General features: G+C 56.4%; 12 protein-coding genes and 1 pseudogene. 1 reads left to right on the top strand and 12 read right to left on the bottom strand.

What is annotated here, in order from left to right; genetic code table 11:
- Nucleotides 1-29: 29 nt before the first annotated feature.
- From carB to ACMWL8_RS10510, 9 genes and pseudogenes are all read right to left on the bottom strand, one after another.
- The gene (gene carB / locus ACMWL8_RS10470) at nucleotides 30-3,254 is read right to left on the bottom strand and encodes a carbamoyl-phosphate synthase large subunit (RefSeq protein WP_008502028.1); all 3,225 of its coding nucleotides are present in this window, start codon (nucleotides 3,252-3,254) and stop codon (nucleotides 30-32) included.
- Between the two features lie 18 nt (nucleotides 3,255-3,272).
- The gene (gene carA / locus ACMWL8_RS10475; protein ID WP_041911264.1) at nucleotides 3,273-4,421 is read right to left on the bottom strand and encodes a glutamine-hydrolyzing carbamoyl-phosphate synthase small subunit; all 1,149 of its coding nucleotides are present in this window, start codon (nucleotides 4,419-4,421) and stop codon (nucleotides 3,273-3,275) included.
- Between the two features lie 454 nt (nucleotides 4,422-4,875).
- The gene (gene dapB, locus ACMWL8_RS10480) at nucleotides 4,876-5,697 is read right to left on the bottom strand and encodes a 4-hydroxy-tetrahydrodipicolinate reductase (RefSeq protein WP_045259433.1); all 822 of its coding nucleotides are present in this window, start codon (nucleotides 5,695-5,697) and stop codon (nucleotides 4,876-4,878) included.
- A gap of 205 nt (nucleotides 5,698-5,902) precedes the next feature.
- Entirely contained in the window at nucleotides 5,903-6,853 is a 951-nt protein-coding gene (ispH, locus tag ACMWL8_RS10485) for a 4-hydroxy-3-methylbut-2-enyl diphosphate reductase (RefSeq protein WP_028015471.1), read from the bottom strand.
- 1 nt (nucleotide 6,854) lies between these two features.
- Entirely contained in the window at nucleotides 6,855-7,304 is a 450-nt protein-coding gene (fkpB, locus tag ACMWL8_RS10490) for an FKBP-type peptidyl-prolyl cis-trans isomerase (protein WP_003856450.1), read from the bottom strand.
- Nucleotides 7,305-7,361: 57 nt separating this feature from the next.
- Entirely contained in the window at nucleotides 7,362-7,862 is a 501-nt protein-coding gene (lspA, locus tag ACMWL8_RS10495; RefSeq protein WP_028015470.1) for a signal peptidase II, read from the bottom strand.
- On the bottom strand, nucleotides 7,862-10,678 hold the full coding sequence (gene ileS / locus ACMWL8_RS10500; RefSeq protein ID WP_045259432.1) for an isoleucine--tRNA ligase: 2,817 nt from the start codon (nucleotides 10,676-10,678) through the stop codon (nucleotides 7,862-7,864). Before ileS ends, lspA begins: the two co-directional genes overlap by 1 nt.
- A 45-nt stretch (nucleotides 10,679-10,723) precedes the next feature.
- Nucleotides 10,724-11,650 carry a bifunctional riboflavin kinase/FAD synthetase gene (gene ribF, locus ACMWL8_RS10505; RefSeq protein WP_045259431.1) on the bottom strand — a complete coding sequence of 309 codons (927 nt, stop codon included), beginning with the start codon at nucleotides 11,648-11,650 and terminating at the stop codon, nucleotides 10,724-10,726.
- 7 nt (nucleotides 11,651-11,657) lie between these two features.
- Nucleotides 11,658-11,876: pseudogene (locus ACMWL8_RS10510) on the bottom strand (DUF2575 domain-containing protein).
- Nucleotides 11,877-11,977: 101 nt separating this feature from the next.
- On the opposite strand from ACMWL8_RS10510, the gene rpsT reads away from it, so the two are divergent.
- Nucleotides 11,978-12,241: a 30S ribosomal protein S20 gene (rpsT, locus tag ACMWL8_RS10515; RefSeq protein WP_003856458.1), complete on the top strand. Its 264-nt coding sequence runs from the start codon at nucleotides 11,978-11,980 to the stop codon at nucleotides 12,239-12,241.
- Nucleotides 12,242-12,298: 57 nt separating this feature from the next.
- Here rpsT and nhaR read toward each other — a convergent pair whose 3' ends face one another.
- The 3 genes from nhaR to dnaJ all read right to left on the bottom strand — a co-directional run bounded on the left by nhaR (nucleotide 12,299) and on the right by dnaJ (nucleotide 15,747).
- On the bottom strand, nucleotides 12,299-13,198 hold the full coding sequence (nhaR, locus tag ACMWL8_RS10520) for a transcriptional activator NhaR (protein ID WP_028015467.1): 900 nt from the start codon (nucleotides 13,196-13,198) through the stop codon (nucleotides 12,299-12,301).
- Between the two features lie 58 nt (nucleotides 13,199-13,256).
- Nucleotides 13,257-14,432, bottom strand: coding sequence for a Na+/H+ antiporter NhaA (gene nhaA / locus ACMWL8_RS10525; protein WP_045259430.1), 1,176 nt, complete (start codon nucleotides 14,430-14,432; stop codon nucleotides 13,257-13,259).
- 169 nt (nucleotides 14,433-14,601) lie between these two features.
- Nucleotides 14,602-15,747, bottom strand: coding sequence for a molecular chaperone DnaJ (gene dnaJ, locus ACMWL8_RS10530; RefSeq protein WP_008502040.1), 1,146 nt, complete (start codon nucleotides 15,745-15,747; stop codon nucleotides 14,602-14,604).
- Nucleotides 15,748-15,796: the final 49 nt, after the last annotated feature.

A 15,796-nucleotide genomic window follows, 5' to 3' on the forward strand; every position in this document is an offset into this window, starting at 1 on the left:
GGTAACCGAACGGTACCGGGCAATGGGGGTTACTTGCTAATCTGCGCGTGCATTTCCTGCACCGAAATCACCTTTTCGGTGGCATCCGCATTCAGCGCCATCGCTGTTGCGAAACCGCCGTTCAGGGTGGTGTCGTAGTGCACTTTGTATTGCAGCGCGCTGCGGCGAATCAGCTTGGAGTCTTCAATCGCCTGGCGTCCTGCGGTGGTGTTGATGATGTAGGTATATTCGCCATTCTTGATACGATCCTGAATGTGCGGACGACCTTCATGCACTTTGTTCACCAGACGCGGGTTAATACCGGCTTCACCCAGCACAATCGCCGTACCGTGGGTTGCGTCCAGCTCGAAGCCCTGTTTCAGCAGCTTGGCGGCCAGGTCAACCACGCGCTCTTTATCGCCTTCGCGAACGGAGAGCAGCGCACGGCCCGATTTTCTCATGGTGGAGCTACTGCCCAGCTGCGCCTTGGCAAACGCTTCTGCGAAGGTGCGGCCCACGCCCATCACTTCCCCGGTTGAGCGCATTTCAGGCCCTAACAGCGGGTCAACGCCCGGGAATTTGTTGAATGGCAGCACCACTTCTTTCACCGAGTAATACGGCGGGATGATCTCTTTTGTCACGCCCTGCTGCGCCAGCGTCTGGCCGGCCATCACGCGCGCCGCCACTTTCGCCAGCGGAATACCGGTGGCTTTAGAGACGAACGGTACGGTACGCGCCGCACGCGGGTTGACTTCAATCAGATAAACTTCGTTGTCTTTCACCGCAAACTGGACGTTCATCAGGCCGCGAACCTGCAGTTCGAAGGCCAGCTTCTGCACCTGCTGGCGCATCACGTCCTGAATTTCCTGGCTCAGGGTGTACGCTGGCAGAGAACAGGCGGAGTCGCCGGAGTGCACGCCCGCCTGCTCGATGTGCTCCATGATGCCGCCAATCAGCACCATTTCGCCGTCGCAGATGGCATCCACGTCCACCTCAACCGCGTCGTCGAGGAAGCGGTCAAGCAGCACTGGCGCATCGTTGGAAACGCTCACCGCCGTCTGGAAGTAGCGGCGCAGGTCGGCTTCGTCGTAGACGATTTCCATCGCGCGGCCGCCCAGCACGTAGGACGGACGCACCACCAGCGGGTAGCCAATCTCTTTCGCCTTCTCAACGGCCTGTTCGATGGCCGTCACCGTGGCGTTCGCCGGCTGCTTCAGCTTCAGACGGTCAACCGCCTGCTGGAAACGCTCGCGGTCTTCGGCACGGTCAATCGCGTCCGGGCTGGTACCGATAACCGGCACGCCCGCCGCTTCCAGCGCGCGCGCCAGCTTCAGCGGGGTCTGACCGCCGTACTGCACGATAACGCCTTTTGGCTTCTCGATGCGCACGATTTCCAGCACGTCTTCCAGGGTAACCGGCTCGAAGTAGAGGCGATCGGAGGTGTCGTAGTCGGTAGAAACAGTTTCCGGGTTACAGTTGACCATGATGGTCTCGTAACCGTCTTCGCGCAGCGCCAGCGAGGCGTGTACGCAGCAGTAGTCGAACTCAATGCCCTGGCCGATACGGTTTGGACCGCCGCCCAGCACCATAATCTTGTCGCGGTCGACGGACGGATTCGCTTCGCACTCGTCTTCATAGGTGGAGTACATGTACGCGGTATCGGTCGAGAACTCTGCCGCACAGGTATCCACGCGCTTGTAAACCGGGTGCAGGTCATACTGGTCGCGCAGCTTGCGGATTTCCGCTTCGCGCACGCCCGCCAGCTTAGCCAGACGCGCATCGGCGAAGCCTTTACGCTTCAGCATGCGCAGGAAGTCTGCGTCCAGGCCGTTGATGCCCAGCTCGGCCACCTTCTCTTCCAGACGCACCAGCTCTTCAATCTGCACCAGGAACCAGCGGTCGATGTTGGTCAGGTTAAATACGCCGTCGACGGACAGGCCCGCGCGGAAGGCATCGGCGATGTACCAGATGCGCTCTGCGCCCGCGTCTTTCAGCTCGCGGCGGATTTTGGTCAGCGCTTCCGGGTCGTCCAGGCTCACTTTCGGGTCAAAACCGGTGGCGCCCACTTCCAGACCGCGCAGCGCTTTCTGCAGGGATTCCTGCTGCGTGCGGCCAATCGCCATCACTTCACCCACAGATTTCATCTGGGTCGTCAGACGGTCGTTCGCGCCCGCAAATTTCTCGAAGTTAAAGCGAGGAATTTTAGTCACAACGTAGTCGATGGACGGCTCGAAGGACGCAGGCGTGCGGCCACCGGTGATGTCGTTCATCAGCTCGTCGAGGGTGTAACCCACCGCCAGCTTCGCCGCCACTTTCGCAATCGGGAAGCCGGTGGCTTTGGAGGCCAGCGCGGAGGAACGGGAGACGCGCGGGTTCATTTCGATAACAATCAGGCGGCCGGTTTTCGGGTTAACGGAGAACTGCACGTTAGAGCCGCCGGTTTCCACGCCGATTTCACGCAGTACCGCCATCGAGGCGTTACGCATGATTTGATACTCTTTGTCGGTCAGCGTCTGGGCTGGCGCAACGGTGATGGAGTCGCCGGTGTGGATACCCATCGCATCGAAGTTTTCGATGGAGCAGACGATGATGCAGTTGTCGTTTTTATCACGCACCACTTCCATCTCGTACTCTTTCCAGCCAATCAGCGATTCATCAATCAGCAGCTCTTTGGTTGGGGAGAGATCCAGACCGCGCTCGCAAATCTCTTCGAACTCTTCGCGGTTGTAGGCGATACCGCCACCGGTGCCGCCCATGGTGAACGATGGACGGATGATGCACGGATAGCCCACTTCAGCCGCAACGGCCAGCGCCTCTTCCATGTTATGCGCAATACCGGAACGCGCGGTGTCGAGGCCGATTTTCTTCATCGCCACGTCAAAGCGGCGACGGTCTTCGGCTTTATCAATCGCGTCGGCGGTCGCACCAATCATGGTGACGCCAAATTCAGCCAGCACGCCCTGACGCTCCAGCTCCAGCGCACAGTTCAGCGCCGTCTGGCCGCCCATGGTTGGCAGCACCGCGTCCGGGCGCTCTTTTTCGATGATTTTACGTACCACTTCCCAGTGAATCGGCTCGATGTAGGTGGCATCCGCCATTTCCGGGTCGGTCATGATGGTCGCCGGGTTAGAGTTCACCAGGATAACGCGGTAACCCTCTTCGCGCAGCGCTTTACACGCCTGCGCGCCGGAGTAGTCGAATTCGCAGGCCTGGCCGATGACGATCGGGCCAGCGCCAAGGATCAGGATGCTTTTTATGTCTGTACGTTTTGGCATGGTCTTCTCGGCTCCTGATTATTTAGCGGTCTTACGGTATTGCTCGATAAGTTCGATGAAGTGATCGAACAGCGGCGCGGCGTCGTGCGGGCCCGGGCTGGCTTCCGGGTGGCCCTGGAAGCTGAACGCTGGCTTATCGGTACGGTGGATACCCTGCAGGGTGCCATCGAACAGTGATTTGTGCGTCACGCGCAGGTTAGCTGGCATAGAGGCTTCATCGACGGCGAAACCGTGGTTCTGCGCGGTAATCATCACCGTATTGTTATCAATGTCTTTCACCGGGTGGTTACCACCGTGGTGGCCGAACTTCATCTTGACGGTGTTCGCACCGCTCGCCAGCGCCAGCAGCTGATGGCCGAGGCAGATGCCGAATACCGGGATGTCGGTTTCCAGGAAGGACTTGATGGCGTCGATAGCGTAATCGCACGGTGCCGGGTCGCCTGGGCCGTTAGAGAGGAAGATGCCGTCCGGGTTCATCTTAAGCACCTCTTCAGCGGATGTTTTCGCCGGAACCACCGTCAGGCGGCAGCCGCGGTCAACCAGCATGCGCAGGATGTTGCGCTTGGCACCAAAATCATAGGCCACCACGTGGAACGGCAGTTCGTTCTCTTTTTTCGCTTCCGGCAGGTCGCCTTCCAGCGTCCAGCTCCCCTGCGTCCAGCTGTAGGCTTCGGCGGTAGTCACTTCTTTCGCCAGGTCCATACCGTTCAGGCCCGGGAAGGCTTTCGCTTTTTCCAGCGCCAGCGTCGCATCGAGGTTATCCCCTGCGATGATGCAGCCGTTCTGTGCCCCCTTCTCGCGCAGCAGACGCGTCAGCTTACGGGTATCGATATCGGCAATCGCCACGATGTTATGGCGCTTCAGGTAAGAAGAGAGGTCTTCAGTGTTGCGGAAGTTGCTGGCAATCAGCGGCAGGTCGCGAATGACCAGGCCTTGCGCATGTACCTGAGAGGATTCTTCGTCAGCCGCATTGGTGCCGACATTGCCGATATGAGGATAAGTAAGAGTAACGATTTGGCGAGAATAGGAAGGATCAGTGAGGATTTCTTGATAACCGGTCATTGAAGTATTGAAAACGACTTCCCCAACCGCCGAACCCGTTGCCCCTATGGCCCGACCGATAAACTGGGTTCCGTCTTCCAGAACCAATAGCGCTGACTTAATCAAAACACCCTCCAGAGAATATTCACTCACTTTATTTGCATATTAATTCATGACTATGTCATAGATCAATGCAAATGTGTTGCCAGCGGATTTTTGGCAAACGGCGGCATTCTGGAGATTTGGTGGGTAAAAGTCAACTTAAAACGGATATTTTGTTTATTCTTTTGCAGGACTGGCAGCTTGAATAGGATTTAACGGGCAAAAAGATCAGCTAAATCATCCTGGAAAACGCTTGCGCGGTAGGTTTTATGGAAATTAAGAGACGAGAGCGACAAAAAGTGGACCAAATGGTCAAAATTTACATTCACTTCACATAATAATGGCATAAAAGTCAGATTTATGGCCATTAATAACCAAAATCCATCTAAAACAAATAAAATAAGAGGGCAATAAATTATTGCCCTATGCAATCAATATATTACAACTGCAATAACCACATCACGATGGGTAATAAAGCTTACAAATTGTTGAGATCCAGCACATCTCGCATATCAAAAAGACCCTTTTCTTTCGATTTCAGCCACAACGCGGAGCGTACTGCGCCATTGGCGAACGTCATGCGGCTTGACGCTTTGTGCGTAATCTCAACACGTTCGCCAATATCGGCGAACATCGCCGTGTGTTCGCCGACGATATCGCCCGCCCGGACGGTTGCGAAACCAATGGTGCCCGGCACGCGTTCTCCGGTATGCCCTTCACGGGAATAGACCGCGATGTCTTTTAAATCTTTATCCATTGCATAAGCAATCGCTTCGCCCATCGCCAGCGCCGTGCCTGATGGAGCATCAACTTTATGGCGGTGGTGCGCTTCAATAATCTCAATGTCGGTGTAGTCGCCCATCACCTTCGCCGCTTTTTCCAGCAGCTTCAGCATGACGTTAACGCCTACGCTAAAGTTCGCGGCAAAGACAATCGCAATGTCGGTGGCTGCATCCTGAATGGCCTGTTTACCCGCATCATCGAAGCCGGTAGTGCCAATCACCATCCCTTTACCGTGCTGGCGGCAAAACGCCAGGTGAGACAGGGTGCCTTCGGGACGGGTAAAGTCGATGAACACGTCAAAGTCATCTTTCACCGCATCAAGGCTGCTCTGAACGGTAACGCCTGTCTTGCCCGCGCCGGCCAGTTCACCCGCATCGGATCCCAGCAGGGATGAACCTTCACGCTCCAGCGCCGCGCCGAGTGCCACGCCTTCCATTTGTATTGCCGCCTGAATCAGCTGGCGACCCATACGTCCACCCGCGCCCGCAATGGCGACACGGATCTGTGCATCATGCATAGTTATTCTCTTACGTTAAAATGATGTAAACCGTTTTCAGATTAACCAGCCTTCGTAAAGGCTGCCAACTGAAAACACCAATAATTAGAATTTAACGTGAAACCGACTCAGATATCAGTAAAAGACATGATTTTGTCGTCACGATAAAGTCCGGGGCAAAAAAAAGGCCAGCACAGGAGGTGCTGGCCTTTCATCAGAAAAGAAATTATTCCACTTCGCGGGCGTCGATACGCAGCTCTTTCGGCACTTCGAAGACGATATTCTCTTCGCGTCCTTCCAGCGGAACCGCTTCGCCCCCGCCCAGCTCCTGCAGACGAGCAATCACGTTCTGCACCAGGATATCCGGCGCGGAAGCGCCTGCGGTAACGCCAACGCAGGCCGCATTTTTCACCCACGCTTCCTGGATGTCCGTCGCGTCGTCGATTAAAAACGCCGCTTTCCCCATACGCTGCGCCAGTTCGGCCAGACGGTTGGAGTTAGAGGAGTTTTTAGAGCCGACAACCAGCACCACGTCCGCCTGTTCAGCCAGCGCGCGCACCGCTTCCTGACGGTTAGTGGTGGCGTAGCAGATATCATCCTTACGCGGCCCGACGATTTTCGGGAAGCGCTGGCGCAGGGCGTCAATCACGTCTGAGGTGTCGTCTACGGAGAGCGTGGTCTGGGTCATAAACGACAGACGCGCTTCGTTTTTCACGTTCAGCGTCAGGACATCTTCCGGCGACTCCACCAGGTACATTCCCCCTTCCGGGTTGCTGTACTGGCCCATGGTGCCTTCAACTTCCGGGTGACCGGCGTGGCCAATCAGAATCGACTCTTCACCGCGACGGCTGGCGCGCGCCACTTCCATATGCACTTTTGTCACTAATGGACAGGTGGCATCGAATACGGTCAGATCGCGGCTTTTCGCTTCGTTACGGACCGCCTGAGAGACGCCGTGCGCAGAGAAGATCAGGATCGCACCGTCCGGCACTTCGCTGATCTGCTCGATGAAAATAGCACCGCGCTCGCGCAGGCTGTCGACCACGTAGCGGTTATGCACCACTTCGTGACGCACGTAAATCGGCGCGCCGTAAATCTCCAGCGCGTTTTCAACAATGCTGATAGCGCGGTCTACACCGGCGCAGAAGCCGCGCGGGTTAGCCAACAGGATCTGCATTTCAGGCCTCCAGTGCCGGATCGATCTCCAGCACTTCAACATCAAAATGAACGGTACGCCCGGCAAGCGGATGGTTGAAGTCAACGGTGATAGAGTCGCCGTTAATCTCGCGGATCACGCCAGGCATTTCGCTGCCGTCCATAGCGGTAAAGAGCATAATCGCCCCGATTTCCGGTTCGCCCGCGTCCATAAACTCGCGGCGCGAGAAATACTGAATCAGGTCCGGGCTTGGCACGCCAAACGCGGCATCCGGCTCCAGCGAGAACGCTTTTTTCTCACCCTCTTTCAGGCCCAGGAGCTGCTGCTCAAGACCTTCAGACAGGGAGGTATCGCCGAGACGAAACAGGGCAGGTTTGCCGTTATTGCGGGTGGATTCAGCCGTGGAGCCGTCATCCAGCTTCAGCGTGAAGTGAACCAGAACCGCGCTGTTGCTCTGTACGGATTTAGACATACACATTGCTCTTTAATGTTGTGCCGGGTGGCGCAGCGCATCACCCGGCATTGACAATTACGCCTGCTCTTTCGCTGCGGGTTTAGGCAAGAAGCCTTCCAGCACGATTAACGCCGCACCGATGCAAATGGCGGTGTCGGCCAGATTAAAGGTCGCGAAGTGCCAGTCGCCGACGTAGAAGTCGATCATATCGACCACAAAGCCGTGCCACAGGCGGTCAAACAGGTTGCCCAGCGCGCCGCCAATGATCAGCGCGTAGGCGATGTTATTCAGCTTTTGCGTGGCCTTCGAGCGGTACATCAGCACAGCCAGCACCACGCAGATACCGAGAGCGATACCCGCGAAGAACCAGCGCTGCCAGCCACCGCTGTCGGCAAGGAAGCTAAACGCCGCGCCGTAGTTGCGCGCATAGTGCAGGTTAAGCGACGGGAACAGCGAAACCGTCTCCCCCAGAGCGAAATTCTGGAGGATCAGGAACTTGCTGCCCAGATCGATAATCAGCACTACCACAACCAGCCACAGCCAGCGCAGTCCTGTTGAACAGAGAGTTTTACTCATCAGGCAAACTTACGTTTTTCGCCGTCACCGGCGACGTTGCTTACACAGCGTCCGCAGATGTCTGCGTGTTCCGCCACCTGGCCGATATCGGTAGTGTAATGCCAGCAGCGCGGGCACTTCTCTCCTTCGGCTTTGCTCAGTGCGACTTTCAGGCCTTTGAGCAACTCGCTCTGCTGAGCATCAGCAGAAGCCTCGGCATAATCCGCAACTTTTGCACCGGAGGTCAACAGGACAAATCGTAATTCATCGCCCAGCGCGGTCAGCTTCGCCGCCAGCTCCGGTTCGGCGTACAGGGTCACTGCCGCTTCCAGAGAGCCACCGACTTTCTTATCCGCACGCGCCTGCTCGATAACCTTGTTCACTTCGCCACGCACTTTCAGCAGCTCGTCCCAGAAGGCATCGTTCATTGCTTCGGAGCTGGAGAGATCGAACAGACCTTCATACCACTCGCCGGTGAAGACATACTTCTCACGGTCGCCCGGCAGATAGCCCCAGATTTCATCCGCGGTGAAGGACATGATCGGCGCCATCCAGCGCACCAGCGCTTCTGCGATGTGGAACAGCGCGGACTGGCAGCTACGGCGCGCCACGCTGTCCGCTTTCGCGGTGTACTGGCGATCTTTGATGATGTCGAGGTAGAACGAGCCCATCTCGATGGAGCAGAAGCGCATCAGGCGCTGCACCACTTCGTGGAAGTCGTAAGACTCATAGGCTTTCAGGATATCTTCCTGCGCCGCTTTCGCGCAGCCTACCGCCCAGCGGTCCAGCACGACCATCTCTTCCGGTTTCACCATGTCTTTCACTGGATCGAACCCGTTCAGGTTCGCCAGCAGGAAGCGCGCGGTGTTACGGATACGACGATAGCTGTCGGCAGCACGCTTCAGGATCTCGTCAGACACCGCCATTTCGCCAGTGTAGTCGGTTGAGGCTACCCACAGACGCAGGATGTCCGCGCCCAGCTTGTTCATCACGTCCTGCGGCGAAACGGTGTTGCCGATAGATTTAGACATCTTACGGCCCTGACCATCCACGGTGAAGCCGTGGGTCAGTACCTGACGGTAAGGCGCTTTACCTTTCATCGCGGTGGAGATCATCAGGGATGACATGAACCAGCCGCGGTGTTGGTCGGAACCTTCCAGATACATGTCGGCAGCGTGACCGGCAAACTCCGGACGCACGTCAACTACGGAGGCGTGAGTCGACCCGGAGTCGAACCACACGTCCAGGGTGTCTGGCACTTTCTCATAGTTGTCCGCGTCCGCGCCCAGGATGTCGCGGGCGTCGAGATCCCACCACGCCTGAATGCCGTCAACTTCGACGCGCTTCGCCACTTCTTCCATCAGTTCCAGGGTGTTCGGGTGCAGCTCATGCGTCTCTTTATGCACGAACAGCGACATCGGCACGCCCCAGGTACGCTGACGGGAGATACACCAGTCAGGACGGTTAGCCACCATGGATTCGATACGCGCCTGGCCCCAGTCCGGGATCCACTGCACGCCTTTGATCTCTTTCAGAGACTGCTCGCGCAGGCCTTTTTGATCCATGCTGACGAACCACTGCGGGGTCGCACGGAAGATGATCGGCGTCTTGTGTCGCCAGCAGCACGGATAGCTGTGCTGCATTTTCTCAACGTGCAGCAGCGCGCCGCTGGTGCGCAGCATGTCAACGATGATGTCGTTGGCTTTGAAGACATTGATACCATCCAGCGCCGGGTAGGTGCCAGGCAGGTAAGAACCGTCCGGGCCTACCGGGTTGGCAATTTCCAGGCCGTATTTCAGGCTGATGTTGTAGTCGTCAGGACCGTGGCCACCGGCGGTATGTACCGCTCCGGTACCCGCGTCCAGCGTGACGTGGTCGCCCAGGATCGCCGGAACGTCGAAGTCCAGGAACGGGTGTTTGAAGCGCATCAGCTCCAGCGCGTCGCCTTTTACGGTGCCCAGCACGGTGTAGTCGGTGATATTCGCGCGTTTCAGCACGCTTTCAACCAGATCTTTCGCCAGGATAACCGCGCGGCCATCAATCTGCACCAGCGCATATTCGAACTCGCCGGAGAGAGAGATTGCACGGTTGGCTGGCAGCGTCCACGGGGTAGTGGTCCAGATCACCAGAGAGATCGGGCCGCTAACGCCAGGCAGACCGAATTTACCTTTAATGGCATCCTGATCGACCGCTTCGAAGGCCACGTCGATAGAAGGTGAAGTTTTGTCGTAATATTCCACTTCCGCTTCTGCCAGCGCAGAACGGCAGTCCACGCACCAGTGCACAGGCTTGGCGCCTTTATGCAGGTGACCGTTACCGATGATTTTGCCCAGCGCACGGATGATGTTGGCTTCGGTTTTGAAGTCCATGGTCAGGTACGGGTGCGACCAGTCGCCCAGCACGCCCAGACGGATAAAGTCAGCGCGCTGGCCTTCAACCTGGGTGGCCGCGTATTCGCGGCACTTCGCGCGGAACTCTGCAGCGGTGAACTTCTCACCTGGCTTGCCAAACTCTTGCTCCACTTTCAGCTCGATCGGCAGACCGTGGCAGTCCCAGCCCGGCACGTAAGGCGAGTCAAATCCCGCGAGTCCTTTGGACTTCACGATAATATCTTTCAGAATCTTGTTTACTGAGTGACCAATATGAATGCTGCCATTCGCATATGGAGGGCCATCATGCAGAATGAAGGTTTTTTTGCCTTTTTTGGCTGCACGAATGATGCCGTACAGGTCATCATCGGTCCAACGCGCCAGCATTCCCGGTTCACGCTTGGCGAGATCGCCGCGCATCGGGAACCCTGTTTCCGGCAAATTCAGGGTTGATTTATAGTCACTCATCAGATTCTCGGTTCCGTATTTATCACGTAGGCAGTTAAGCCGGTTCTAAAGCCCAAAAAACTCGCGGGCCGTTAATTCATCTCGCGCGATTTGCGCCTTAAGTTCATCCAGCGAAGCAAATCGCTGCTCGTTGCGTATTTTTTTACGCAGTATTACATCTATATGGCGACCATAAAGGTCCATTACAACGTCCAGCAGGTGCACTTCAAGCTGTTGACGCACACCGGCAACGGTAGGACGCGTGCCAATGTTGGCAACGCCGTAAAACGACTTATCGCCCAGCCCTGCCACTTCCACCGCATAGACCCCTTTAACCGGGGAAACCTGACGACGCAGCGGTATATTCGCCGTCGGGAAACCAATCGTGCGGCCCAGCGCATCGCCATGAACCACGCGGCCAGAAATGGTGAACGGATGGCCCAGCAAAGTTTCTGCCGTCTCCAGTTCATCATTAGCCAGCGCCTGCCGCACCGCCGTGCTGCTGACGCGCACGCCGCCTTCACAGAAGGTCATCGCGCTGGTGACGTCAAAACCGTACTCCAGACCAGCCTTCTGTAATAGCAAGAAATCGCCCTGACGACCAGCGCCAAAGCGGAAATCATCCCCCACGGCGAGAAACTGAACGCCAAGACGCTTAACCAGCAGGTCGCTGACAAAATTTTGTGCTGTCAGTGCGGCAAAGCGGCGATCGAAACGCACACACAATACGTAGTCCACGCCGGACTCCGCCAGGTAGCGCAACTTTTCGCGCAGGCGAGTTAGCCGAGCGGGAGATTTATCGCCCGCGAACAGCTCCAGCGGCTGTGGCTCGAAAATCATCACCACAACGGGCAGGCCACGGGCCTCCCCTTCTTTACGCAATCCCTGCAACAGCGCCTGATGACCACGATGCACGCCGTCGAAATTACCAATGGTCAGCACGCACCCGTGTGGCGCTCTGCTGAGATTATGTATGCCGCGTATCAGCTTCATGTCTGGCTCAAAACAGTGAAAATCGCCAAAGTATACCTTGTACAGCGGTTAAGGTTAACCGGCGATTGTTCGCGCAAAACAGAAAGCCGTAATGATTTCATCAGGCTGACCTTTCACAGCGAAAAAATCTGCCCGTGAACTGCGATTTTTACGCCGAAAGGCTGTATTCACGAAAGACAAGCTGGTAGAATCCTGCGCCATCACTACGTAACGTAGCGTCGCTAATTAACGGCGCTTATTTGCACAAATCCATTGACAAAAGAAGGCAAAGAGGGCATATTCCTCGGCCTTTGAATTGTCCACATAGAACATATTTGGGAGTTGGACTTGGCTAATATCAAATCAGCTAAGAAACGTGCCGTTCAGTCTGAAAAGGCTCGTAAGCACAACGCAAGCCGTCGCTCTATGATGCGTACTTTCATCAAGAAAGTATACGCAGCAATCGAAGCTGGCGACAAAGCTGCAGCGCAGAACGCATTTAACGAAATGCAACCAATCGTGGATCGTCAGGCTGCTAAAGGTCTGATCCACAAAAACAAAGCAGCGCGTCATAAAGCAAACCTGACCGCGCAGATCAACAAACTGGCTTAATCGCTACTTGTTGTTGCTTGTTTAAAGAACCCGCTTAACGCGGGTTTTTTTATGTCTTCAGAATGCCGGTGGCGTAAACAGCGCCGAGTAGTCACGGTTGCAGATTCGCTGCACCGCCGGGTGTTGAATCATCCTTTCGGCGAATATGGCGTGGTACTCCTCCATCACGTTATCTACTCTGCCAATCTCCGTAATCTTATCGTCTGAATAGAGATCGTGCGCGTAGAGCGTTGGCGCCACGAAGATCGCATTATGCGCTTCGCCAAAGGCTTTCATCAGCGCCGCATCGTCGAACTCACCGAGGATCTCCACGTTCAGCCCCTGCGAATTAAACCAGTTCAGCAGCTTGCGTCCGAGCATGGAACGCCTTCCCGGCACCAGCAGGCGACGCTCTTCCAGACAGGCCGGGAAAGGTTTCTCCGGCGGTGGATTGATGCACCAGAAGCTCACGCCGCATTCGCCAATTTTCACCGAGAACAGCCCCTCCTGCTGCGTGGAGTCGATGGGGCAATCCGAGATAATCATGTCCAGCTTGTGCTGGCTCAGCTGCTCCAGCAGCATCTCGTGTGTGGATTCAAAGCAGCGCAGATGGATTTGTTCATCCTCTACCACGGCGGCATCCAGCACGCCGCTTACCAGCCGTTTGGACAGTGCATCCGCCACCCCCACGTCAAAGAGCAGGTTCGACTCTTTGCGGTAGTTGACGATATCCAGCATCTCCTGGCTCAGGGTGAACATTTTGTCCGCATAGCGGAAAACCAGTTCCCCCAGCTCGCTCGGCTCAATCCCACGGCCCTTGCGCTTGAAGAGCTTACCCTGCAGCCGTTCTTCAAGGGCTTTGATTTGCCCGGTGATGGTTTGCGGCGTCAGGTAAAGCGCCTCTGCAGCCCCCACGACCGAGCCCTGTTTGTAAACGTGCCAGAAGTAGTAAAGATGGTTGTAATTCAAATGAGGCATCGCGTCTTCGCTCCCTGAGTGTGTATCGGGAGAAGAGTGACCTTCTCCCGGTGTTCCATTATGCCTGGACGGCCTGTCCGGACAACTTCACCTTCAACAAGGTATACCCAATCACTGCCGCCAGTAATGACCCGATGAGAATGCCGAGCTTCGCCCAGACGATGAGCTCTGGCGCGTTTGCACCAAACGCCAGCGTCGAGATAAAGATCGACATGGTGAATCCAATACCGCACAGTATGCCGACGGCCATGATCTGACTAAAGGTTGTACCGTTCGGCAACGATGCCAGCTTCATCTTCAGCGCCAGCCAGCAGAAAAGGCTGATCCCCAGCGGCTTACCGATAAACAGCCCGGCAATAATGCCCAGCGGCAGGACAGACGTCAGCCCGTCCAGCGTAACGCCCTGCAGGGAAACGCCCGCGTTGGCAAACGCAAACAGCGGCAGGATCATAAAGGCGACCCACGGGTGCAGCACGTGTTCCAGCTGTTTAGCGGGTGACTTACCGTCCTGCGCCTTAAGCGGCACGAAGAAGCCCACAATCACGCCGGCCAGCGTGGCGTGCACGCCGGATTTCAGCACCGCCGTCCACAGCACCATCCCCACCAGGATATAGATACCGATGCGGCGAACGTTGAAGATGTTCAGCACCGCCAGCACCGCAATCGCCCCGGCGGCTACGCTCAGGGACAGGATCGACAGATCGCTGGTATAGAAGAGCGCGATAATCACAATGGCGCCCAGGTCATCAATGATCGCCAGCGCCATCAGGAAGATTTTCAGCGCAACCGGCACGCGGCTGCCGAGCAGAGCTAAGACACCGAGCGCAAAGGCGATATCCGTTGCGGCCGGGATAGCCCAGCCGTCACGCGCGACAGGATCCTGCCAGGTAAATGCGAGGAAGAGCAGCGCTGGAACGACCATCCCACCGAGCGCGGCAATAACCGGGAACGCCGCACGCTGGCGGCTGGCTAGCGAACCTAGCACCAGCTCGCGCTTAACCTCAAGACCAACGAGCAGGAAGAACACCGCCATTAGCGCATCGTTGATCCACAGCAGCATGTTCTTGTTAATTTCCAGCGCCCCGACCTTCAGCTCGACGGGCGTTTCCAGAAATGCGTGATAGAGATCGCGGGTCATGCCCAGGTTAGCCAGCACCATCGCGGCGGCCGCGGCAATAATCAGGATCACACCACCGGACGCCTCACTGCTAAAGAAACGGTGTAGTAATTTCATTTATGTTCTCTCTTTTACAACGATACCTCGATAAAACCATAATACCAAGCCAAATACCTCGGCAAAAACAGATTAATATTGGGTATAGACTCAGTTTTACCGATCTATAACTGTAAAAAAAAGCCCGGAATCGCTTCCGGGCTTTTTGAAGTTAGACACAGCTAACGAATTAGCGGGTCAAATCATCGAAGAATTTTTTGACGCCATCAAAGAAGCTTTTGGAGCGCGGGCTGTTTTTCTCACCCGTTGGGCCGCCAAAGCTCTCCTGAAGCTCTTTCAACAGCTGTTTCTGCTTGTCGTTCAGGCCAACCGGCGTTTCCACGACGACGCGGCACAGCAGGTCGCCCTGCGCACCACCGCGAACGGATTTTACGCCTTTGCCGCGCATGCGGAACAGCTTGCCGGTCTGGGTTTCACCAGGGATTTTCAGATTGACGCGACCGTCCAGCGTCGGCACTTCGATTTCACCGCCGAGAGCCGCCATCGCGAAGTTGATCGGCACTTCACAGTACAGGTTATTGCCTTCACGCTCGAAGATGGCGTGCTGCTTCACCTGAACCTGAACGTACAGATCGCCTGCCGGCGCGCCGTGCTCGCCTGCTTCGCCCTCACCCGCCAGACGGATGCGGTCGCCCGTATCAACGCCAGCCGGGATCTTAACGGACAGGGTTTTGGTTTTCTCAACGCGACCGTGGCCATGACACTTGGTGCACGGATCTTTAATCAGCGTACCGCGACCGTGACAGTGCGGACAGGCCTGCTGTACCGCGAAGAAGCCCTGGCGCATCTGTACCTGGCCGGAGCCATGACAGGTTGGACAGGTCTGTGGCTGGGTACCCGCTTTCGCGCCGCTGCCGTGGCAAACGTCACACTCTTCCAGCGTCGGGATACGGATCTCTTTCGTGACGCCACGAACGGCCTCTTCAAGAGTGAGATCCATGTTGTAGCGCAGGTCTGCGCCGCGCGCTGCGCGCTGACGACCACGACCGCCGCCGAAGATATCGCCGAACACGTCACCAAAGATGTCGCTGAAATCCGCACCGCCGCCAAAGCCGCCGCCACCGAATCCACCGCCGCCCATGCCGCCCTGTTCAAAGGCCGCGTGGCCGTACTGGTCATAGGCCGCACGTTTTTGTGCATCGGTCAGGACTTCGTAGGCTTCTTTGATCTCTTTAAATTTTGCTTCAGCCTCTTTGTCACCCTGATTACGGTCCGGGTGGAATTTCATGGCCAGGCGCTTATACGCCTTTTTGATTTCACGCTCTTCCGCAGTTTTCGGAACGCCTAAAATCTCGTAATAGTCTTGCTTTGCCATTGGTTTTTTTAAGCCCCTTAACATGCGAGCACGGGCGTGGAGAGTTCTC

Source organism: Enterobacter sp. 04-C-12-SI-ECC, from assembly GCF_047530715.1.
GTDB classification, from domain to species: domain Bacteria; phylum Pseudomonadota; class Gammaproteobacteria; order Enterobacterales; family Enterobacteriaceae; genus Enterobacter; species Enterobacter bugandensis.

Coding starts and splice junctions, on each gene's coding strand:
- fkpB (WP_003856450.1), bottom strand. CDS start 7,304: ATGTCTAAATCCGTACAGAGCAACAGCGCGGTTCTGGTTCACTTCACG.
- ispH (WP_028015471.1), bottom strand. CDS start 6,853: ATGCAGATCCTGTTGGCTAACCCGCGCGGCTTCTGCGCCGGTGTAGAC.
- dnaJ (WP_008502040.1), bottom strand. CDS start 15,747: ATGGCAAAGCAAGACTATTACGAGATTTTAGGCGTTCCGAAAACTGCG.
- ribF (WP_045259431.1), bottom strand. CDS start 11,650: ATGAAGCTGATACGCGGCATACATAATCTCAGCAGAGCGCCACACGGG.
- lspA (WP_028015470.1), bottom strand. CDS start 7,862: ATGAGTAAAACTCTCTGTTCAACAGGACTGCGCTGGCTGTGGCTGGTT.
- nhaR (WP_028015467.1), bottom strand. CDS start 13,198: ATGCCTCATTTGAATTACAACCATCTTTACTACTTCTGGCACGTTTAC.
- ileS (WP_045259432.1), bottom strand. CDS start 10,678: ATGAGTGACTATAAATCAACCCTGAATTTGCCGGAAACAGGGTTCCCG.
- nhaA (WP_045259430.1), bottom strand. CDS start 14,432: ATGAAATTACTACACCGTTTCTTTAGCAGTGAGGCGTCCGGTGGTGTG.
- carB (WP_008502028.1), bottom strand. CDS start 3,254: ATGCCAAAACGTACAGACATAAAAAGCATCCTGATCCTTGGCGCTGGC.
- dapB (WP_045259433.1), bottom strand. CDS start 5,697: ATGCATGATGCACAGATCCGTGTCGCCATTGCGGGCGCGGGTGGACGT.